Source organism: Aquimarina sp. BL5 (genome assembly GCF_003443675.1).
Classification (GTDB): Bacteria; Bacteroidota; Bacteroidia; order Flavobacteriales; family Flavobacteriaceae; genus Aquimarina.
Window position 1 is genome coordinate 1,430,795 of the sequence record NZ_CP031963.1, and the last position, 21,239, is coordinate 1,452,033.

General features: G+C 34.7%; 17 protein-coding genes. 12 read left to right on the forward strand and 5 right to left on the reverse strand.

The features are described 5' to 3' along the window. Position 1: 1 nt before the first annotated feature. Positions 2 to 1,015: a metal-dependent hydrolase gene (locus tag D1818_RS06175; protein ID WP_118457044.1), complete on the forward strand. Its 1,014-nt coding sequence runs from the start codon at positions 2 to 4 to the stop codon at positions 1,013 to 1,015. A gap of 47 nt (positions 1,016 to 1,062) precedes the next feature. Here D1818_RS06175 and D1818_RS06180 read toward each other — a convergent pair whose 3' ends face one another. Both D1818_RS06180 and D1818_RS06185 read right to left on the reverse strand, forming a co-directional pair. Then, complete coding sequence (locus D1818_RS06180; protein WP_118457047.1) at positions 1,063 to 1,563, reverse strand: DUF1761 domain-containing protein; 501 nt, start codon at positions 1,561 to 1,563, stop codon at positions 1,063 to 1,065. A 67-nt stretch (positions 1,564 to 1,630) separates the two neighbouring features. Beyond that, positions 1,631 to 2,230, reverse strand: coding sequence for a LysE family translocator (locus D1818_RS06185; protein WP_118457049.1), 600 nt, complete (start codon positions 2,228 to 2,230; stop codon positions 1,631 to 1,633). A 269-nt stretch (positions 2,231 to 2,499) separates the two neighbouring features. Between D1818_RS06185 and D1818_RS06190 the strand changes: the two genes are divergently transcribed. The 4 genes from D1818_RS06190 to D1818_RS06205 all read left to right on the forward strand — a co-directional run bounded on the left by D1818_RS06190 (position 2,500) and on the right by D1818_RS06205 (position 7,037). Next, the gene (locus tag D1818_RS06190; protein ID WP_118457051.1) at positions 2,500 to 2,985 is read left to right on the forward strand and encodes an acetyl-CoA carboxylase biotin carboxyl carrier protein subunit; all 486 of its coding nucleotides are present in this window, start codon (positions 2,500 to 2,502) and stop codon (positions 2,983 to 2,985) included. 51 nt (positions 2,986 to 3,036) lie between these two features. Then, positions 3,037 to 4,479 (forward strand): acetyl-CoA carboxylase biotin carboxylase subunit, encoded by a 1,443-nt coding sequence (gene accC, locus D1818_RS06195; protein ID WP_118457053.1) that lies wholly within the window; start codon positions 3,037 to 3,039, stop codon positions 4,477 to 4,479. A gap of 3 nt (positions 4,480 to 4,482) precedes the next feature. Beyond that, complete coding sequence (locus D1818_RS06200; protein ID WP_118457056.1) at positions 4,483 to 6,024, forward strand: acyl-CoA carboxylase subunit beta; 1,542 nt, start codon at positions 4,483 to 4,485, stop codon at positions 6,022 to 6,024. Positions 6,025 to 6,680: 656 nt separating this feature from the next. Beyond that, positions 6,681 to 7,037 (forward strand): hypothetical protein, encoded by a 357-nt coding sequence (locus D1818_RS06205; protein ID WP_118457058.1) that lies wholly within the window; start codon positions 6,681 to 6,683, stop codon positions 7,035 to 7,037. Positions 7,038 to 7,183: 146 nt separating this feature from the next. On the opposite strand, the gene D1818_RS06210 is transcribed toward D1818_RS06205, so the two are convergent. Beyond that, positions 7,184 to 8,074, reverse strand: a complete 891-nt coding sequence (locus tag D1818_RS06210) for a hydroxypyruvate isomerase family protein (protein ID WP_118457060.1) — start codon at positions 8,072 to 8,074, stop codon at positions 7,184 to 7,186. 313 nt (positions 8,075 to 8,387) lie between these two features. On the opposite strand from D1818_RS06210, the gene D1818_RS06215 reads away from it, so the two are divergent. From D1818_RS06215 to D1818_RS06240, 6 genes are all read left to right on the forward strand, one after another. After that, the gene (locus tag D1818_RS06215; protein WP_118457062.1) at positions 8,388 to 10,079 is read left to right on the forward strand and encodes a GMC oxidoreductase; all 1,692 of its coding nucleotides are present in this window, start codon (positions 8,388 to 8,390) and stop codon (positions 10,077 to 10,079) included. Positions 10,080 to 10,089: 10 nt separating this feature from the next. Continuing rightward, a complete protein-coding gene (locus D1818_RS06220) occupies positions 10,090 to 10,728 on the forward strand; it encodes a gluconate 2-dehydrogenase subunit 3 family protein (RefSeq protein WP_118457064.1) in 639 nt (212 codons plus the stop codon). A gap of 25 nt (positions 10,729 to 10,753) precedes the next feature. Next, positions 10,754 to 11,743: a sugar phosphate isomerase/epimerase gene (locus tag D1818_RS06225; RefSeq protein WP_118457066.1), complete on the forward strand. Its 990-nt coding sequence runs from the start codon at positions 10,754 to 10,756 to the stop codon at positions 11,741 to 11,743. 13 nt (positions 11,744 to 11,756) lie between these two features. Then, positions 11,757 to 12,989 (forward strand): MFS transporter, encoded by a 1,233-nt coding sequence (locus tag D1818_RS06230; protein ID WP_118457068.1) that lies wholly within the window; start codon positions 11,757 to 11,759, stop codon positions 12,987 to 12,989. Between the two features lies 1 nt (position 12,990). Next, positions 12,991 to 14,136, forward strand: a complete 1,146-nt coding sequence (locus tag D1818_RS06235) for a Gfo/Idh/MocA family protein (protein WP_118457070.1) — start codon at positions 12,991 to 12,993, stop codon at positions 14,134 to 14,136. A gap of 96 nt (positions 14,137 to 14,232) precedes the next feature. After that, positions 14,233 to 15,285 carry a sugar phosphate isomerase/epimerase gene (locus tag D1818_RS06240; protein WP_118457073.1) on the forward strand — a complete coding sequence of 351 codons (1,053 nt, stop codon included), beginning with the start codon at positions 14,233 to 14,235 and terminating at the stop codon, positions 15,283 to 15,285. Between the two features lie 106 nt (positions 15,286 to 15,391). Here D1818_RS06240 and D1818_RS06245 read toward each other — a convergent pair whose 3' ends face one another. After that, complete coding sequence (locus D1818_RS06245) at positions 15,392 to 19,069, reverse strand: ThuA domain-containing protein (RefSeq protein WP_162897264.1); 3,678 nt, start codon at positions 19,067 to 19,069, stop codon at positions 15,392 to 15,394. A gap of 257 nt (positions 19,070 to 19,326) precedes the next feature. Between D1818_RS06245 and D1818_RS06250 the strand changes: the two genes are divergently transcribed. Further along, the gene (locus D1818_RS06250) at positions 19,327 to 20,130 is read left to right on the forward strand and encodes a DUF1080 domain-containing protein (RefSeq protein ID WP_118457077.1); all 804 of its coding nucleotides are present in this window, start codon (positions 19,327 to 19,329) and stop codon (positions 20,128 to 20,130) included. Here D1818_RS06250 and D1818_RS06255 read toward each other — a convergent pair whose 3' ends face one another. Then, positions 20,131 to 21,012: a carbohydrate kinase gene (locus D1818_RS06255; RefSeq protein ID WP_370449452.1), complete on the reverse strand. Its 882-nt coding sequence runs from the start codon at positions 21,010 to 21,012 to the stop codon at positions 20,131 to 20,133. It lies immediately after the preceding gene. Positions 21,013 to 21,239: the final 227 nt, after the last annotated feature.

Sequence of the window (21,239 nt, forward strand, 5' to 3'; positions counted from 1 at the left end):
TATGGATTCATTAACCCAGATTGTACTTGGTGCTGCAGTAGGTGAAGCTGCCATAGGGAAAAAAGTTGGTAATAAGGCAATGCTTTGGGGAGCCATTGCGGGAACAATTCCGGATCTAGATGTCATGGCTAAATTGTTTTTTGACAATGTTACTGCCAATGAATTGCATAGAGGATTTTCTCATTCTATATTGTTTAGCGTCATTATGGCACCAATCCTCGGATGGTTGGTTGCTAAATTATATAGAAATAAAGAAGCTGATTGGAAAGATTGGACAAAATTGATGTTTCTCGGACTATTTACACACCCAATTCTGGATGCTTTTACAACTTGGGGAACGCAGTTATTCTGGCCTCTAAACTATAAAGTAGCTTTCAATAATATTTTTGTAGTGGATCCATTGTATACAGTTCCATTTTTGATCTTTCTTATTATTGCCATGTTTTATAAGAGAACACACCCGAAAAGACGAAAATTTAATAATCTTGGATTATATTGTAGTTGTATCTATCTACTGATCACCCTTTTTCTTCAACGATCTGCAGAATCTAATTTTACGATTAATCTAGAGAATCAACACGTACAATATAATGAGATACAAACCCGCCCTACTCCGCTTAATAGTATTTTGTGGACTGCCAATATAGAAACTAAAGACTCATTTCTTATCGGTTATTATTCATTTCTTGATGAACCGGATATCATTGACTTTGCTGAGTTTCCTAAAAATCATCATTTATTGGGAAATCTAAAAGATGATCCATTAATTCCACGTCTCATCAAATTAACTGAAGGCTGGTATACTATCGAAAAAGATGATGATAAAACCTATTTTAATGATCTTAGGTTTGGCCAATTAGGAATGGGAGCAGATGCTAACCGTTTTGTATTCAGTTATGAGCTATATTATGATACTAATGGCGAATTAAAAGCTAAAGAAAGAGAACGCGTTATTGAAGATGCTACTCCAATGCTTAAAAAGCTTTTCGCGCGAGTACTTGGAGATAAATCATAAAAAAAGAGTCCGAAATATCGGACCCTTTTTATATGTGTTATTATTTGTTAAGTGAATTCACAAATCATTCCTCCCATTAACGCAAGACACACTGTCCAATACCCTACATTAATGGCTATATATTTAAACCCTTTTCTTTCGAATAAAGCATTGGTTCCCAGTACAGGTAACACAAAAAATATTCCAGCCATTGCACCGTGCAAAGCTCCATGTTTAAATGTTCTGAAATTAGCTCCATACTTATTTATAAAATCTTGGGTATACTGATAGATCTCTGTACCTTCCTTTGCTAAGTCAGGTTCATTCATTAAGGTCTGAAAAAAACCATTTTGATGTATTACCATAGTTGGAAGAGAAGAAGCTAACATAAGACTTAGAATAAGAGAAATAACAAATATTACTATCATATTTCCCCCTTTTAAATCTTCTGTAGTAAATCCACAAGCATTCATCCAGACGGTTCCAAAAACCTTTGGGTTGTACCATATAAATCCTAATATCGTAGGAATAAGAGCTGCGATCGCAACTATCACTAAATTAAATTCCATATCGGTTTGTTTTTTAAGTTGTTACTCAAATATAATGAAAATCAACTTCATCAAATATTACTAAATATTACCAAACCAAATAAGCTAAACGAAAAGAAAAGATCAATAATACTACTCCGGTTACTCTAAAAAATATTTTTAATCTATCTGCTGAAATGAATCTCTTTAGTTTTTCTGAGAGAAATACCTTTAACAAATCTGTAGTTAAAATACCTGCTAAAACCGCTATCAAAAACACTAAAACCGATGTAGTATCTTCATATTTTTGTTGCCCATACTTAAATACTCCAAACCAAACAACAAACACAAAAGGATTGAAAAAATTGACACTAAATCCTTTTATAAAAAACGTACTTAACTTTTTAGAAGCTAAAGATACGCCCTCGATGATAACTGCTTTTTTCAACAGATAATTAATTCCTAACCCAAAAAGTATACAACTACCGATAATACCTATCCAGAATTGATTCTGTGATACTGTCATAAAAGAAGAAAGTCCATAGTAACATAACGTTACGCAAACAATATCACTAACTATGATACCAAAAACTACAGATACTCCGGCCTTAATTCCATATTGAAAACTACTGTTAAGTAATAAAAAAAATACTGGACCAACAAAAATGATCATAGCTAATCCAATACCAAAACCTTCGATGAATGACATTTACTATCAATAATAATTATAGCTTTGTAAATATATATATAATCACTTGCTTTTAATCATTAAAGAGATATTTATCATTTACTATCAAATACATCATAATCATTTTGTAACCGCAAAGAAGCCTTTTTTATTTACTTTTTTGTTAATTCATTTATTGATTATATCGTAAAAATGAAGGCTTTAATGAAACATCTTTTAAAAAATTCACAACAAAGAGTCACGATAAATATAAATACCTATATTTATCCATCAATTTGAATGGTTTATTTATGAGTACAAGCTATAAAGTAAAAGTAAATAAGAATTTTGAGGCTATGATATCTGAAGAAGATATTTCAAAAACCAATATTGTTAAAACTTCTGACTCGAAATTTCATATACTAGAAGAACATCAATCCTATCATACAGAAATTATAAAATCTGATTTCAACGATAAGAAGTATACTGTAAAAGTGAATGCTAACACGTATGAAGTGGATATCGCTAATTCGCTGGACATGATGATTTCTGAAATGGGCTTTTCTATTGGTGCTTCTAAACAAGTGAATTCTATTAAATCTCCTATGCCTGGACTCATTATAGATATTCAGGTAGTAGTAGGTCAAACAGTAAAAGAAGATGATTACTTATTGGTCCTAGAAGCTATGAAAATGGAAAACATCATTACTTCTCCAAGAGAGGGAATCATTAAATCTATTGATGTTGCAAAAGGAGATGCCGTAGATAAAGGAAAATTATTAATCGAATTCGAATAAAATCTTATCCACAATAGAATCAAAAAAACATATCATAAGTTCTAGTATACTATGAAAAAAATATTAGTTGCCAATAGAGGAGAAATTGCCATTAGAGTTATGCAAACAGCTCGCAAAATGGGGATTAAAACCGTTGCTATTTATTCTACAGTAGACAGAAATGCTCCGCACGTAAAATTTGCAGATGAAGCTGTTTGTGTAGGTGAAGCTCCTTCTAGTGAATCTTATTTATTAGGTTCCAAAATTATTGAAGTTGCTAAAGAATTACATGTAGATGCTATACATCCTGGCTATGGTTTCTTAAGTGAAAATGCAGACTTTGCAGAGGAAGTAGAAAAGAACAACCTCATATTCATTGGACCAAAATCAAAAGCGATTAAGGTGATGGGAAGCAAATTAGCTGCCAAAGAAGCTGTAAAAGCTTATGATATCCCTATGGTTCCTGGTATTGATGAAGCGATAACCGATGTAATCAAAGCGAAAAAAATAGCTAAGGAAATTGGTTTCCCTATTTTGATTAAAGCATCCGCTGGTGGTGGTGGAAAAGGAATGCGTGTAGTAGAAAAAGAAAGTGACTTAGCATCTCAGATGCAGCGTGCCATTAGTGAAGCTATTTCGGCTTTTGGAGATGGCTCTGTATTTATTGAAAAATATGTTGGCTCTCCGAGACATATTGAAATTCAGGTAATGGCGGATACGCATGGCAATGTAATTCACCTTTTTGAAAGAGAATGTAGTGTTCAACGTAGACATCAAAAAGTTGTGGAAGAAGCTCCTTCTGCGGTTTTAACTCCAACCTTAAGAACGGAGATGGGTGAAGCAGCTGTTAAAGTTGCAAAAGCCTGTGATTATGTTGGTGCGGGAACAGTAGAGTTTTTATTAGATGAAAATCATAATTTCTACTTCTTGGAAATGAATACACGTCTACAAGTAGAACACCCAGTAACTGAATTGATTACGGGAACTGATTTGGTAGAACTCCAAATTAAAGTAGCTAGAGGCGAAGAACTTTCGATCAAACAAGAAGATCTAGATATTAAAGGACATGCACTAGAATTAAGAGTGTATGCAGAAGATCCATTGAATGATTTTTTACCAAGTGTTGGCCACTTAGATACATACAGAATTCCTATTGGAGAAGGGATTCGAGTAGATAATGGTTTTGAAGAAGGAATGGATATTCCTATCTATTATGATCCGATGTTATCTAAATTAATAACCTATGGAAAAACTCGTGAAGAAGCTATCCAATTGATGATCAAAGCAATTGATGAATATATTGTAGAAGGTGTACAAACGACTTTGCCATTTGGAAAATATGTATGTAAACACGAAGCATTTAGATCCGGTAATTTTGATACGCATTTTGTAAAAAAATATTACACTCCTGAGGTATTAAAATCCGAAATGGAAACGGAAGCCAGAATAGCTGCATTAATTGCATTAAAAAAATATCAAGAAGATCAACAAACACTAAGAATACCAACGCACTAGCATATGAATCCAAAAATAAAAGCTTTACAAGAAAAAATCGATCAAGCGCATTTAGGTGGTGGTGAACAGCGTATTGAAAAACAACATCAAAAGAAAAAGTTAACTGCTCGAGAGCGGGTGGCCTATTTTCTGGATGAAGGATCTTTTGAAGAAATAGGTATTCTGGTTACCCATAGAACGACCGACTTCGGAATGGAGAAAGAAATCTATTATGGAGATGGAGTTGTAACAGGTTACGGAACTGTTAACGGACGGTTGGTGTATGTTTTCGCACAGGATTTCACTGTTTTCGGAGGAGCTTTATCAGAAACGCACGCAGAGAAAATCTGTAAAGTAATGGATCTAGCAGTCAATGTTGGAGCGCCCATTATTGGATTAAATGATTCTGGTGGCGCCAGAATCCAGGAAGGCGTGAGATCATTAGGTGGATATGCAGATATTTTTCATAAAAATGTTCAAGCATCAGGTGTTATTCCCCAAATTTCTGCTATTATGGGACCTTGTGCCGGTGGTGCGGTGTATTCTCCTGCTATAACGGATTTTACTATTATGGTAGAAGACACTAGCTATATGTTTGTAACCGGACCTAATGTCGTTAAAACCGTTACTAATGAAGAAGTAACATCGGAAGAACTAGGAGGTGCTAGCACACATTCATCTAAATCGGGAGTTGCTCATATCACTTCATCTAATGATATAGAATGTCTGGAAGATGTGAAAAAATTATTAAGCTACCTACCTCAAAACAACCAAGAAACTCCTAAAAACATCTCTTATTCCTTAACAGATGAGAAAAGAGATATTCTTTCGGATATCATTCCTGATAACCCCAACAAACCGTATGATATGCATGAGGTAATTGGTGGGATTATCGATGAAGATTCGTTTTATGAAATTCATAAAAACTACGCAGAGAATATCATCGTAGGTTTTGCAAGACTTGGAGGAAGAAGTGTTGGTATTGTCGCCAATCAACCTATGTTCTTAGCAGGAGTATTAGATGTAAATAGTTCTAAAAAAGCAGCACGTTTTACACGTTTTTGTGACTGTTTCAATATTCCATTATTAGTATTAGTGGATGTTCCTGGATTCTTACCTGGTACAGATCAGGAATGGAATGGTATAATCGTTCATGGTGCTAAATTATTATATGCCTTGAGCGAAGCTACAGTCCCAAAAGTAACAGTGATTACTCGTAAAGCATATGGTGGTGCTTATGATGTAATGAACTCTAAACACATTGGAGCGGATCTTAATTTTGCTTGGCCTACAGCCGAAATTGCAGTTATGGGAGCTAAAGGTGCTAGTGAAATAATCTTTAGAAAAGAAATTAAAGCTGCTGACGATCCTGCTGCTAAACTCGCTGAAAAAGAAGGTGAGTACGCAGATAAATTTGCCAATCCATATCGAGCTGCACAGCGTGGCTTTATTGATGAAGTAATCTTACCAGAAGATACACGAAGAAAACTCATTAAAGGATTTAGCATGTTAGAAAAGAAATCTATTGATCGCCCGAAAAGAAAACACGGTAATATTCCATTATAATAGGGTTCATCAAAAACATATAAGGCTTTTTTGATATTAAGATACAACCCATTTCGTTTCTGAAATGTAAAAGCAATAACTTAAAACCATATACAAAACCCAGATGTAAGAATCATACGTCTGGGTTTTAAAATATTTAATAACCTCTTTCTTAATTTATGGACAAAGAGGAACACTACCGTCTCTGCATAATTCCCCTTCTCGAACTTCATATGTAAAAGGGAAATTTTCAATACACACGAATCTGTCGCCCGAATGCATACCGCCATTAATCGATTTAAGGTCTGATTTTTTTTAATACTGCTCCGATTTCTTTTAGGTTTTTCATAAGAGTAAATTTAATTAAAATAATATGGTCCTTAATCATTTAAAGACATTCAAAGATTATGTCTTCGCTTTATAGGTAATACTATATAAGCAGTAAGCTCTAATATATATGTCAAAGTTGAAAATTCCCCTAATAACATTGTTAATTAACGTTACTTTAGTAGTGCATTTTAATATGTTTAACGCTAATAAAAACAAAGTATTATGGCAATACGTTTTATCATAACAACAATCGAGTCCGTTTATATTAGTGAATAGGCATTCTTATAATTAAAGCTTTTTAGTATATTGTGAACTGCATACAATGTTTATAAAATTAGTGTCCCCCAATGAATAAAAGACAACTCACCAAATTTGCAATCTATGCAATTGCTGTGCTTTGCGCGGCTCTTATCAATGAATTTGTAATTAAATATGTAAAAAAGCATATTCACGAACAAGGATATCTCTTGGTATTGATAGATATGCTAATTGTAGTATTAATTTTTGCTCCAGCTTTTGCTCTTGTATCTAAATACACAAAAAAGTTATCTAAAGCTTATCTTAAAACCTCAAAAAAAGTCTCCAGTAGTAAAAATGGTAACCTGTTAGGTTTTACTGTAGCGATTATTATTTTATTTATCCTTTTTGCTTATTTAAGACATAACATCAACGTAATTCAGGATTTAAAAAAGATGATTCCATAATCCATAATATTGTCAGTCTTAGTTCGTCGAAGACCATTGAGTCCTTAATTTTCAATTCCACTACAACACTTGTCCGCCTTTGGCGGAAGCTCAGTGTGATAAAAGAGAAAAATCGACGTAGCACTTAATGATTCTGATAACATAAATTAAACATCGCATATCATAATTCCTTCTTTTAGCGCTTCTAGACTATCCTCGTACGTAGGAATAAACTCTTGAGCCACATAACCTGTAAAACCATTTGCCACGATGGCTTTCATTATAGCAGGATAATTCAATTCTTGGGTATGATTAATCTCATGCCTTCCCGGAACACCTCCAGTATGATAATGAGCAATGTAATCTTTATACTTATTAATGGTAGCAATGATATCACCTTCCATAATTTGCATATGATAAACATCATATAACAACTTAAAGCTTGTTGAGCCTATTTTATCAACCAAAAGAACACCCCAAGGAGTAAGATCACATTGATAATCTTTATGATCAACTTTACTATTTAATAACTCCATAATTAAAGTAACACCATTCTTCTCTGCATGCTTCACCAAAGGATCCAATCCTTTTGCACAGTTTTCCAAACCTTTTTCTTCAGAAATACCATTACGATTCCCAGAAAAAACAATTACCTGATTTATTCCAGAATTAGATGCTTGAGAAATTAAGTTCTGATATTTAATTTGTAATTCTGAGTGATTTTTGGGATCATTAAACCCATTTGTAATACTTGCAAAAGTATCTGTTGCCAAAGAACAGCTTAGTCCTTGTTCAATAACAATTTTCCATTCTTCAGGTTTCAATAAATCTATTGCTTTAATTCCAATGGCTTTTGACTTTTTCGCAAATTCTTCCAAAGGAATATTCTGATAACACCATCGACATACTGAATGGTTAATGTTTCCCTTTAAATCATCTTGAAATGAATTCGAAATACTTTCGGATACTGATTGAGCCATCACTGTACTTCCAAAACCTATCGCTCCGATACCTAAAGATAAATTTTTAATGGCTTTTCTTCGATTTACTTTTGACATAGCACTTGAGTTATTTTTTAATGAATCACTAATTTAATTAATGATTTGTTAATTGTATTGTTAAAACACAAACAAACTTCTTATATTAGAACCAGAATTTCATAATTAATGAATTCTAAAGCTATAAATTTTTATAACCTATAGCAAGAATATCTTTCTTCCAGAACAAGAAGAAAACAGACAAACAAAACTACTATCAGAGCTTTCTAATAGTGCTTTAAAAGCCTATTAGAAACAGTTATTAAATTAATAGAATAAGACGAGAAAATTTCTCGTTTATATAACTATATATTGTCTGTAAATATAAACACATATGGAACAAGAACCACAATATGACGCAATTGTCGTAGGAACAGGAATTAGTGGTGGCTGGGCTGCCAAGGAACTTTGTGAAAAAGGACTTAAAACATTGGTATTAGAGCGTGGACGTATGGTCACACATATTGATGACTATACTACTGCTAATGATGATCCTTGGGATTACGAATTAAAAGGTGAACCCTCTAGATCTGAAATTGCCGAACAACCTAAACAACATCGTACGGGTTATGTAACGGCCAAAGCACATCGTCATTTCTTTGTTAATGATTTAAAACATCCTTACAATGAAACAAAACGTTTTGATTGGATAAGAGGCTATCACGTAGGAGGTCGATCTTTGATGTGGGGCAGACAAAGTTATAGATTATGTGATTTTGATTTTGAAGCCAATAAAAAAGAAGGAATCGCAGTAGATTGGCCGGTAAGATACAAGGACATTGCTCCTTGGTATGATAAGGTAGAAGAATTTATTGGTGTAAGCGGAGAAAAACTGGGATTGGAACAATTACCGGATGGACAATTTTTGCCTCCTATGGAATTAAATTGTGTAGAAGATCATTTAAAAAAGAACATCGCTCAGAATTATAAAGATCGTCAACTTACGATAGGCAGAGCAGCACATATCACGGGGACCAAAACTTTTGAAGGAAGGATGAACTGTCAATACCGTAACCGTTGTATGAGAGGTTGCCCTTTTGGAGCTTATTTTAGTAGTAACTCCTCCACGCTCCCTGCAGCAGAGAGAACAGGTAATATGACATTACGTCCTAATTCTATTGTGCATCAAGTACTATATGATGATAAAACAGGAAAAGCTACAGGCGTAGAAGTAATTGATACAATAACCAAAGAAAGAACTCAGTTTACGGCTAAAGTCATATTTCTATGTGCCTCCGCTATAGCGTCTGCAAGCATATTGATACAATCAAAATCAGAACGTTTCCCAAACGGTATGGGGAATGATTCAGGAGAACTGGGACATAATATTATGGATCACCATTTTAAGGCAGGAGCCTATGGAACCTATGATGATTTTAACGATAAATATTATAAAGGTCGCAGACCTAACGGTATTTATATTCCTCGTTTTAGAAACATTGGAGGCGAAACAGATCAAAAGAACTTTAACCGTGGATACGGGTTTCAAGGTGGAGCAAGCCGACATGATTGGAAAGAGACAATTGCCGAACTTGGTTATGGAAAAGAACTAAAAGAAGCAATTTTAAAACCAGGAAAATGGAGAATGGGATTAAATGGTTTTGGCGAGTGCTTGCCATATCACGAAAACAAGATGACACTGGACTACGAAAAACTGGATGAATGGGGCTTACCAACTGTTACTTTTGATGCAGAATTTAGAGAAAATGAGTTAGAAATGCGTAAAGATATGGTCAAACAAGCGATAGATATGCTAAAACAAGCTGGTTTTACGGATATAGAATCTTGGGATGATATCGGAGCTCCTGGTTTAGGTATTCATGAAATGGGTACTGCCAGAATGGGTAAAGATCCTAAAACTTCCGTGCTAAATGGTAATAATCAAATCCATGCAGTACCTAACGTATATGTTACAGATGGCTCCTTTATGACATCGGCAAGTTGCGTAAACCCATCATTGACCTATATGGCTTTTACCGCTAGAGCTGCAGACCACGCAGCTAGACAATTACATAAAAACGCTTAATCTCAGTATTATGAACAGAAGAGAAGCATTAAAAAACATAGGATTATCAGCAGGGTATATTGCTGCTACTCCAACAATACTAAGTATTTTACAAAGTTGTCAAAAAGAATATGTGTTAGACTGGACACCTGAACTTTTATCAATAGATGAAGGAAAAGCTCTAGAACAATTAGTAGATCTTATCATTCCCGAAACGGATATTGCAGGTGCAAAATCAGTACACGTACCTATGTTTATTGATAAATTTATTAATAACGCTCTTGAAGAGGAAGAAGAATCTCAAATGTTTACATATGGTGCTGGTGTTATCATGAAAGAACTAGGCGTTACTGAAGAAAAAAGTATAGACGATATCACCGTAGAAGCGTATGATGCGTTGCTTATGAAATACTTAAAACTTCCTAAAGAAAAACAAAAAGAATATCAGGAAGAAATGGCTACAGTAAAAACTCCTGAAGATTTAAATACTATTTCTCAGGAAGCCATATCCTTTAACTTTCTTTCATCTGTAAGAGGTTTATCCATTTATGGATTCAAAACTTCTAAAGAAATTGCAGAAAACGCACTAAATTATTTACCCGTTCCCGGAGAATATATTGGTTGTGATTCTGTTCAAAACCTAACCGGAGGAAAAGACTGGGCTTTATAAAAACCACTTAACTAAACTTAAAATTATGTACAAAACCATCTTTAAAGGGCTTATCTGTCTATTAATTATTAGTTCCTGTAAGAATAATACAAAAGAAAATACTACAACAATCGAACAGAAAGAAGAAAAGATACCTGAACAACCTGTAGCATCAGAACCTTATTTCGAGTTGTCATTAGCACAATGGTCTCTTCATAAAGAAATACAATCTGGTAAATTGGATCCCATAGATTTTGCACAAAAGGCAAAAGAACTAGGGTTTACCGGAGTAGAATATGTAAGTCAACTATATACTTATAAAGACGCAAAAGATCCGGCTAAAGCATTACAACAACTTTTGGATACATTAAAAATAGAAAGTGAAAAACACAATGTACAGAACCTCTTAATTATGGTAGATGGTGAAGGAGACTTAGCTGTTATCGATGAAAAAGTACGAAATCAAACCGTAGAAAATCATAAAAAATGGGTTGATGCAGCACAGTTTTTAGGATGCCACTCTATACGAGTAAATCTATTCGGAACAAATGATCCCGAAAAATGGGTAGAAGTTGCTACTGATGGGTTGACTAAACTATCCGAATATGCCGCTACTAAAAGTATTAATGTAATTGTTGAAAATCACGGATACTTATCTTCTGATGGTGCCCTGCTCGCAAAAGTTATGAAAAATGTTAATAAGCCAAATTGCGGTACCCTTCCCGATTTTGGTAATTTTTGTTTAGAACGCGAAGGGGGCGAACGATGGGGCGCTAAATGTATCAAGGAATATCCAAAATATAAAGGTATAGAAGAACTCATGCCATTTGCTAAAGGTGTAAGCGCTAAATCTTATGATTTTGATGCAGAAGGAAATGAAACTACTATAGATTATAAAAAGATGCTAGAAATTGTAAAAGCATCTGGATACCAAGGTTATATTGGAGTGGAATATGAAGGAGAACGACTAGGCGAAATCGAAGGTATTATCGCAACAAGAGATTTATTGACCAACCTTTCCAAAAAACTAAACTAACCAACTATTTACTATGAAGAAATTCATTCAGTTTCAGTTATCCTTAATGATGTTCTTAGAATTTTTCATTTGGGGTGGCTGGTTTGTAACTATGGGTATATATTTACCGAATTCTTTGAAAACCAGTGGAGGAGAAATCGCAATGGCCTACTCTACTCAATCTTGGGGTGCTATTATTGCTCCTTTTATTATTGGATTGATCGCGGATCGATTTTTTAATGCAGAACGGATCTTAGGGATATTGCATCTTATTGGAGCTTTACTCATGTATCAAATGGCTAACGCTACTGATTTTTCAGCCTTCTATCCTTATGTATTAGGATATATGATTGCCTATATGCCTACTCTAGCTTTGGTTAACTCTGTTTCTTTTAATCAGATGAATGATCCTGCAAAACAGTTCTCTTTTGTAAGAGTATTTGGAACTATCGGATGGATCGCTGCAGGACTAGTTATTAGTTATGCCTTTCATTGGGATTCTGAAGAAGGAGTAGCCTCTGGAATGCTAAAAAACACCTTTTTAATGACAGCTATAGCTTCTGCTGTTTTGGGAATATTTAGTTTCACTTTACCCAAGACACCTCCTAAAGCCAGTAAAGAGCAAAAAATAACTATATCGGATATTTTAGGATTGGATGCTATAAAACTTCTAAAAGACAGAAACTTTTTAATGTTTTTTATTGCTTCAATTCTAATTTGCATTCCTCTAGCATTTTACTACCAACACGCAGGACAGTTTTTGGGTGAAATTGGTGTAGCTAATCCAGCCGCAAAGATGACTATTGGTCAAATATCCGAAGTACTTTTTATGCTCCTCCTTCCTTTTTTCTTTAAAAAGTTTGGGTTTAAAAAAACCATTTTAGTTGGAATGTTAGCTTGGGGAATCAGGTATTTATTATTCGCCTATGGTAATTCAGGGGAGCTAGCTTTTATGCTTATTGTTGGTATCGCATTACATGGAATTTGTTATGATTTCTTTTTCGTTTCTGGACAGATTTATACAGATTCTAAAGCTGGAGAAAAGTTCAAAAGTGCAGCACAAGGCTTAATTACCTTAGCAACCTATGGTTTGGGAATGCTTGTTGGGTTTTATGTTGCTGGAAAAATCACAGATGCTAATCTTATATCAGAAGGACAACACAATTGGAATAGCATTTGGATATTCCCTGCTGTTTTTGCAGTAGCAGTCATGATATTATTTGCTATCTTCTTCAAGAATGAAAAAATAGAATATAAAGATAGTTAATATGACGCGACTAAAAATGGGAATGGTCGGTGGTGGCACCGGTTCATTCATAGGTGATGTACATCGTAAAGCTGCTAGCATAGACGGAATGATCGATTTGGTTTGTGGGGCATTTTCTTCTAGTAAGGAAAAAAGTCTTACTTCTGCAAAGGAACTCGGCATATCGGACAACAGAGCCTACGGAAGTTTCGAAGAAATGATCAAGGAAGAAGCTAAGCTTTCAGAAGAAGAACGTATGGATTTTGTAGCAATTGTTACTCCTAATCATATGCATTTCCCCCCAGCAAAAATGGCTTTAGAATATGGTTTTCATGTAATATGTGATAAACCTCTTTCTTTAACCTTAGACGAAGCTATCGAATTAGAAAAGGTAGTAACTTCTTCAGAAAGAGTATTTGCGTTGACCCATAATTACACTGGATACCCGATGGTGAAACAAGCAAGAGCTATGATTGCTAAAGGAGACCTGGGAACCATCAGAAAAATTAATGCACACTATCTACAGGGGTGGCTTTCTACTGCAGTAGAGAAAACTGGTCAAAAGCAAGCGGCCTGGAGAGTAGATCCTAAACGCTCTGGAATTGGAGGTGCCTTAGGAGATATTGGAACACACGCCGAAAACCTCATAGAATATATAACAGATATTAAAATAAATGCAATTGCTGCGGATCTTACTGCTTTTGGCGAGGGACGTAGTCTTGATGATGATGGAAATGTTTTACTACGTTTTGAAAATGGAGCCAAAGGAATTATGTCATTTTCTCAAATAGCAACTGGAGAAGAAAATAATCTTGGGGTTAAAATCTATGGTACAAAGGGCAGTGTAGAATGGTATCAGGAAAATCCAAATCAGCTTATTGTTAAATGGCTGGATCAACCTAAACAAATCTATACCCCTGGTGGTAATGGAACCTATCCTGCATCATCAGAGTACGTTAGAATTCCGGCAGGTCATCCTGAAGGATATTTAGAAGGTTTTGCAACGATTTATAGAAGCTTTGCCAAGGAATTAATAAATGTCAAAAACGGAAAATCTATTTCTGATAATCCGGATTTCCCAACAGTCACTGATGGTGTTCGTGGAATGAAGTTTATATATGCCGCAGTAGAAAGCAGTAAAAACAACGCTAACTGGATTAAAATATAAAAAGTGGTGAGTACTGGAGAATTGAGTATTTGAGTTCCGATCTATATTAGAATTCAGTGTACTCTAATCACTCAAAACCTCAAAAACTATAATTACATGAAAACGATAAAAGGACCAGCAGTATTTCTTGCTCAGTTTATAGATGACACAGCTCCTTTTAATTCCTTGGATGGGTTATGCAAATGGGCATCAGATCTTGGATATAAAGGTATACAAATCCCTACTTGGGAAACCAGATTAATAGATCTGGATAAAGCTGCAGAAAGTCAAACCTATTGTGATGAGCTGAAAGGTAGAATTGCTGATTATGGATTAGAAATCACGGAACTATGTACACATCTTCAGGGGCAATTGGTAGCAGTTCATCCTGCATATGATTTGATGTTTGATAATTTTGCACCTGAGGATTGTAAAAACAATCCCAAAAAGAGAACCGAATGGGCAGTTACACAAGTTAAAAATGCAGCAACAGCTAGTAATCGATTAGGAATCAGAGTACACGGCACATTCTCCGGGGCTTTATTATGGCATACCATGCATCCTTGGCCGCAGAGACCTGCTGGGTTAGTAGAGATGGGATTTGAAGAATTAGCAAAGCGCTGGTTACCAATCCTAAATCATTTTGATGAACAAGGTGTAGACGTCTGTTATGAAATTCATCCTGGTGAAGATTTACATGATGGTGTGACTTTTGAAAGATTTCTGGAAGCAACTGGAAATCATAAAAGGGTGAATATCCTATACGATCCAAGTCATTTTGTTTTACAACAATTAGATTATTTAGAATATATAGATCATTATCACGAATTTATTAAAGCTTTTCACGTAAAAGACTCCGAGTTTAATCCTACAGGTAAAAAAGGTGCCTTTGGAGGATACGGAGATTGGATAGACCGTGCGGGGCGTTATCGTTCTTTAGGAGATGGACAGATTGATTTTAAATCGGTTTTTTCTAAGCTCACCCAATATGGCTGCGATGTGTGGGCTGTGATGGAATGGGAGTGTTGTATCAAGTCTCCAGAACAAGGAGCTAGAGAAGGAGCTCCATTTATCCAAAATCATATTATTGAAGCTACAGAAAAAGCTTTTGATGATTTTGCTGGTACAGAAATTGACAGAGAACATCTTAAAAAAATATTAGGATTATGAATTCATAAATAGTAATCCCATTAAACTAGAAAAGAGCCTTGGAAAAGGCTCTTTTCTAGTTTAATTCTAATATCATTTCTATTATAAACTTAAAAAAAATGAATTATTAGCTTTTAATCAACTTTAAGACTTCTTTATCTTCAACTCTTAAAAGATATAACCCTTTTGATAAAATTGAAGTATCAATACTTTCTTTAAAAGTTCCTTCTGTAACCATCTTTCCTAAAACATTATATATTTTATAAGACTTTCCTTTTAAGTTTTCACTAAATCTCAATATGTTGTTAACTGGATTGGGAAAAATAGTTGATACATTATTTTCTACATCAGGAGTAGATAACACATCCTCTTCGTTTAAACGTAAAAACTCGGTATGAATAGTGTTTACAGGATTAGCTCCTTCCCAATTTAACTTTATCGCTGCTTCTCCAGTAGTGTGCGCATATTCTATTACAATTTTATATAATTGACCTTGGGTTAAAGTTATTGATTCTGTTAAATCTGTTCCGCTCATAATGATCGCATCATTAAGCCAAACTGTAGCGGAGCCATTCTTCTTATCTAAAGAAAGTGTGTATCCTCCGTTTCTCTGACCTATTAACTGTCCTTCCCAACGTACACTAAATCCATCTTCTGGAATAGAAGCACCAGGGCTTTCCATATCCCAATCAAAAGATATCATTGGGTCTTTTCTTATTATTGGGCTTCCAGTGAAATCATTCGTTGGATAATAAGAAGCTTTTAATCCTTTATTTTTTTGAAAATCTTCTACAGAAATACCTTTTCCGTGAAATTCATACCAATTAACATTTCCTAAACTATTTCCTCCTTCTGGTCTTGTAAAAACTACAAAAACTTCGTGCGCTCCTCCTGGATTATCTATTGTTGTAGTGAAATAGTCATAATCTTGCCATCCACCAGTAACTGGCAATCTTCTTTTGGCAATAATAGGACCATCAGGAGCATCGATATGTACCTCCATAATAGATTCTTTATTCAAAGCTGCCCAACGAATAGTCATATAATTTATACTTTCAAAATTCATTGGGGTATAGCTCAAATAAGAACCATCATTAATAAAACCTACATTTCCGCCGCCGCCCATAAAATCTGAAGTATTCTCTACCCTTGCGTCAGAAATTCCTTGAAAATGTTCTGCTTGTTTCGTCTTAGTTTGTAATACACTAACTGTTCTTCCTCTTAAAGGAACATTTACATCACCCCCAAGGTCGGTATAATCAGCACTAAAAACATAAAATATATTATCGGGACCGTCTCCGTGAGTCTGTGTTATAAATTCTCCTTCACAATTATCTATAGGACCTGTACCGTGAGAATGATCGTCGTGACCTATAGATGGTTCTACTACAACATCTAAGCAGTCTATAGATCCATCTAAAATGGAACCATCTTCTTCATCAACTACAGATACCTTATAACGGATGGTTTCTTCTTCTTTAAAAAAACCTCCATTCAAAGGGAAATCAATAGAAACTATAGGAGCTGTATTACCTACAACGATATTAACCTGTGCCACTGATGTTAAGCCTTCTTGATCAGAAACCGTTAACGTAGCGATATATTCTCCGTTAGTATTAAATACGAAATTAGCATTCTCTGTGGATGCATCTGTTATATCATCTCCATTAAAATCCCAGGCATAGCTAAGCACATCTCCTACATCTGCATCATTAGATTCATTACCAAAGAAGTTTACACTTAATGGAGCTTGTCCATTATTTATTGAAGCAGTAGCAACGGCATTAGGTGCGCTGTTAGTAAGTGATGAATTATATTCTATTTTAATAATTCTGGCATCATCATTTCCACCGGAAAACCCAGTCCCCCATTCTATTACATACAACGCTCCATCTGGACCAAAATGCATATCAATCGGGCGAATCAAATCTTCTTTTACAGGATTAATCTGCAATAAATTACCATTTTCGTCAAACCGAACTTCTTTTATCCAGTTCCTTGACCACTCCATAATAAATAAAGTATTATCATAATACTCAGGAAATCCTACTCCAGAAGTATTACTAGCATCATATTTATAATATTCACCTGCCATTGCTGCTCGTCCACCGTTTCCAAGTTCTGGACGGTCTGGATTTACTTCATAAGGATATGAAATCCAAGCGGGTATGGCATCTGGCAAATTTGTCATTCCAGTATTATTTGGAGAATTATTTACCAAATTATTCGGATCAAAGACTACACCACTAGTACTATTAGCAAAATTATAATCTACATATGCTCTATTATCTGCAATCACATAGGGCCATCCAAAATTACCTGAAGTAGAAGTTCGATTATATTCATCATATCCTCTGGGGCCTCTATTAGCATTATCATTTCTGGCATCTGGACCTATATCACCCCAAACAATCTCATTATTGACTGTATTTACAGCAACTCTAAAAGGGTTTCTGGTACCCATTATATATATTTCTGGTTTACCTTGATTAATATCTGTAAATAAATTTCCGGTAGGAATGGTATAAGTACCATTTGGTTCTGGATGGATTCGAAGTATTTTCCCTCTTAGGTCTTGCGTATTTCCTGATGTACCTTGAGCATCCCAGGCGGATCGACCAGATCGTTCATCGATTGGCGCAAAACCATCAGATTGAAATGGATTTATGTTATCTCCGACTGTGATATACAAATTGCCATTACCATCAAATTCTAAATCTCCACCAGAATGACAACACTGTTGTCTTTGTGTTGGTATTCTTAATAAAATAGTTTCTGAAGCAAGGTTTATTGTTTTATTTATCATTTCGAATCTAGACACTCTATTTTCACTTACATCATTTGGTGAATAAAATAAATACAACCAATTGTTTGTTTCAAAATCTGGATCCAACACAATTCCTATAAGTCCATCTTCGCGACCAGCATCTACATTAAGGGTAGCTATTGTAGTAACTAAATCAGTATCAACATCTTTTAGTTTAATAGCACCTTCACGTTCAATATATACCACACTAAGATCTGGAAGTACTGTAAGTTGCATTGGATTTACAGGATTATCATCTACCACTTGTACTGTAAATTTTGAATCTACCGTAGGGTCAAAATCACCAACTATAGCACCGCTTGCATAAGAGATCCCTCCTAAAACATGATTAAGAAAATCTGGATCAGAAAAACTTTCTCTTGTATGGCCTAAACCCGTATACCAAGCTCTACCTCCGTCATAGGTATGGCACCAAGCAATTGGATGATCATACCCCATATCGCCACCATTATATGTACTTTCATCTAAAGTTGCCAATACATGTACATTACCTCTTGGATTGTTTCTAAAATTATACCACTCATCAGTACGTTGCCAATATTCTGGTAACGATTCTGTAGACGGATGTAATTTATCAGCTATCTCTATTGTTGCATTCTGTATTGCGGGATGATCCTTAAAATACGCGCCTACCAATTCTCCATACCACGGCCAAGAGTACTCCGTATCAGAAGCGGCATGAATTCCTACATAACCACCTCCAGCTTGTATATATTTTTCGAATTCAGCTTGTTGAGAAGCATCAAGAATATCCCCAGTAGTATGCAAAAATATCACCGCATCATATCGTTGTAGATTTAATAATGTAAACACAGATGCATTTACTGTATCATCTACCTCAAAGTCATTATCGATGCCCAATTGTTTTATCGCAGCGATTCCATCAGGAATAGAAGCGTGTGTAAATCCTTCCGTTTTGGAAAACACCAATACTCTAAAACTTTGAGCAATGGCTGATGAACCAATTAGTAAGGCCATCACGATTAGAGTTATTTTTAATTTTATAAACATTTTTAATTGATTAACTAAATTTTTCTTTTACTTGTTAGATATTCTTTTACATTCATATCATATGAGTAATATTATGATAATCCCAGCTAAAAGACCATAACAATAAGGTTAATTTGTAACACAAACTCGTTGAAATTAGCAAATATTATATTCCGTGTTAGGATATATTACATTTTAAATTATAACGATTTTTTTTTCTGAAATATTACTTATCTTTAAATCATATGAAAAATTTTCTAAAAAAGATACTGTTACTTGCTATTACAATAACTTTTACCTTCTGTAATTCGAAGAAAAACACTCCCGAATTAGTTGTTGAAAAAGGAGAAGACTCTCCTATTACTAAGAAAGAGATAACAGACCCTAAGGAAACCGAAGTCTGGAACCCAGAACCTAAAGCAGTTTCTTTTAATGAAGTGAATGTACCTTCAGATGCTATCGTACTTTTTAATGGAAATGATTTAGACCAATGGATCTCTACAAAAGATAGTACAGCAGCTTCTTGGACTATCAATCCAGATAAGACTATGACTGTAAAACCAGGAACTGGTGATATACAAACAAAAAGTAATTTTGGAAGTGTCCAATTACACTTAGAATGGAAAGCTCCTGACGTAGTTAAAGGAGAAGGACAAGGTAGAGGAAATAGTGGGGTTTTCTTTCAGGATAAATATGAGGTGCAGATTTTGGATAGTTATCAGAATCGTACCTATTCTAACGGACAAGCAACTTCGATATATAAACAACATATACCACTAGTGAATGCGACAAAACCAAACGACCAATGGCAAACTTATGATATCATTTTTCACGAACCTAAATTTGATACTGATGGTAAAAAAACCAAATCAGGATCATTTACAGTAATTCATAACGGAGTACTTGTACAAGATCACGTAGAAATTTTAGGAAGTACAGAATACATTGGTCCTCCTAAAAATGATCCACACGGTAAAGGACCGATAAAATTACAAGATCATAGTAATCCAGTACATTACCGAAATATATGGTTAAGGGAATTGGACTAATTATTGATTATTAATAAATTTTGCAACCTCATCATCAGTAAAAGTAGGATTAGCACCCTCACTTCCTGCAACCATAGCTCCTATTGCACAGGCATAGTCAATAGACAATTGAGGTTCATTACCTTTTAATAATTTAGAAATTAAGGTAGCTAAAAAAGAATCTCCCGCTCCAACTGTATCTATCACTTTAATTTTATAACCACTGTTATGATAAAAAGAATCCTTATAAAATAAAGTAGCGCCTTTCCCCCCTTTTGTAACACAAACTTGATCGGTACCGGTATACCTAGAAATAGCCCTTATTTGATCTTCAAGGGTAGTTTCATTTATCTCAAAATGATTGCAAATTTCATCAAGTTCTTCGTCGTTTAATTTAATAAAATCTGCTTTATTCATTAATTCCGAAAGCAATTTCACATCATAATGAGGCGGTCTTAGGTTTACATCTAAAATTTTAAACTTAGCTTTATCTAAAAGTTCCAATAATGTGTTTCTAGTAACCTCACTACGACTTGCTAAACTGCCATAAATAATTGCATCAGATGCAGTAACCTCATTAACAGCTTCTTCAGTAATCTTTATGAAATCCCAAGCAACGGGATAACTAATCTCATAAGATGCTGTCCCCTCATTATCTAAAGTCACTAAAACCTCACCAGTATGATGCTGATAATCCTTTTGTATTGTTTCTGAGGACAACCCTTGCTTATCAACGTATGTGGTAATATCATGTCCTAAATCATCAACCCCAACTTTAGTGATAATGGAAGCATCGATTCCCATTGTTTTTAATCTTAAAGCGACATTAAGCGGAGCACCACCGATTTTTTTGTGATGTGGAAATATATCCCAAAGTACTTCTCCAAAACAAGTAATTTTCATGATGTTCTAAATTTTATCTAAGATATCAATTATTAAACTGTTACTACTCAAAAAAACAACCCTCACCGGTTAACTACTCCGATGAGGGTCTAGGTTGAAGCCAAAAAAATTAAACTAACTCAACTTACACTCAATTAACAGCTTCAACTTCTCTTCAATGTTTTTAGTTCATATGTAAACAAATAGATTTTGGCCTACATTTCGACAAGCTCAATACGGCAAACTAT

Bases quoted from the DNA above. Each gene is read 5' to 3' on its own strand.
- D1818_RS06225 (WP_118457066.1), top strand. From the start codon at position 10,754: ATGTACAAAACCATCTTTAAAGGGCTTATCTGTCTATTAATTATTAGT.
- D1818_RS06220 (WP_118457064.1), top strand. From the start codon at position 10,090: ATGAACAGAAGAGAAGCATTAAAAAACATAGGATTATCAGCAGGGTAT.
- D1818_RS06235 (WP_118457070.1), top strand. From the start codon at position 12,991: ATGACGCGACTAAAAATGGGAATGGTCGGTGGTGGCACCGGTTCATTC.
- D1818_RS06205 (WP_118457058.1), top strand. From the start codon at position 6,681: ATGAATAAAAGACAACTCACCAAATTTGCAATCTATGCAATTGCTGTG.
- D1818_RS06245 (WP_162897264.1), bottom strand. From the start codon at position 19,069: ATGGCCTTACTAATTGGTTCATCAGCCATTGCTCAAAGTTTTAGAGTA.
- D1818_RS06210 (WP_118457060.1), bottom strand. From the start codon at position 8,074: ATGTCAAAAGTAAATCGAAGAAAAGCCATTAAAAATTTATCTTTAGGT.
- D1818_RS06200 (WP_118457056.1), top strand. From the start codon at position 4,483: ATGAATCCAAAAATAAAAGCTTTACAAGAAAAAATCGATCAAGCGCAT.
- D1818_RS06240 (WP_118457073.1), top strand. From the start codon at position 14,233: ATGAAAACGATAAAAGGACCAGCAGTATTTCTTGCTCAGTTTATAGAT.
- D1818_RS06175 (WP_118457044.1), top strand. From the start codon at position 2: ATGGATTCATTAACCCAGATTGTACTTGGTGCTGCAGTAGGTGAAGCT.
- accC (WP_118457053.1), top strand. From the start codon at position 3,037: ATGAAAAAAATATTAGTTGCCAATAGAGGAGAAATTGCCATTAGAGTT.
- D1818_RS06185 (WP_118457049.1), bottom strand. From the start codon at position 2,230: ATGTCATTCATCGAAGGTTTTGGTATTGGATTAGCTATGATCATTTTT.
- D1818_RS06180 (WP_118457047.1), bottom strand. From the start codon at position 1,563: ATGGAATTTAATTTAGTGATAGTTGCGATCGCAGCTCTTATTCCTACG.
- D1818_RS06190 (WP_118457051.1), top strand. From the start codon at position 2,500: ATGAGTACAAGCTATAAAGTAAAAGTAAATAAGAATTTTGAGGCTATG.
- D1818_RS06250 (WP_118457077.1), top strand. From the start codon at position 19,327: ATGAAAAATTTTCTAAAAAAGATACTGTTACTTGCTATTACAATAACT.
- D1818_RS06255 (WP_370449452.1), bottom strand. From the start codon at position 21,012: ATGAAAATTACTTGTTTTGGAGAAGTACTTTGGGATATATTTCCACAT.
- D1818_RS06230 (WP_118457068.1), top strand. From the start codon at position 11,757: ATGAAGAAATTCATTCAGTTTCAGTTATCCTTAATGATGTTCTTAGAA.
- D1818_RS06215 (WP_118457062.1), top strand. From the start codon at position 8,388: ATGGAACAAGAACCACAATATGACGCAATTGTCGTAGGAACAGGAATT.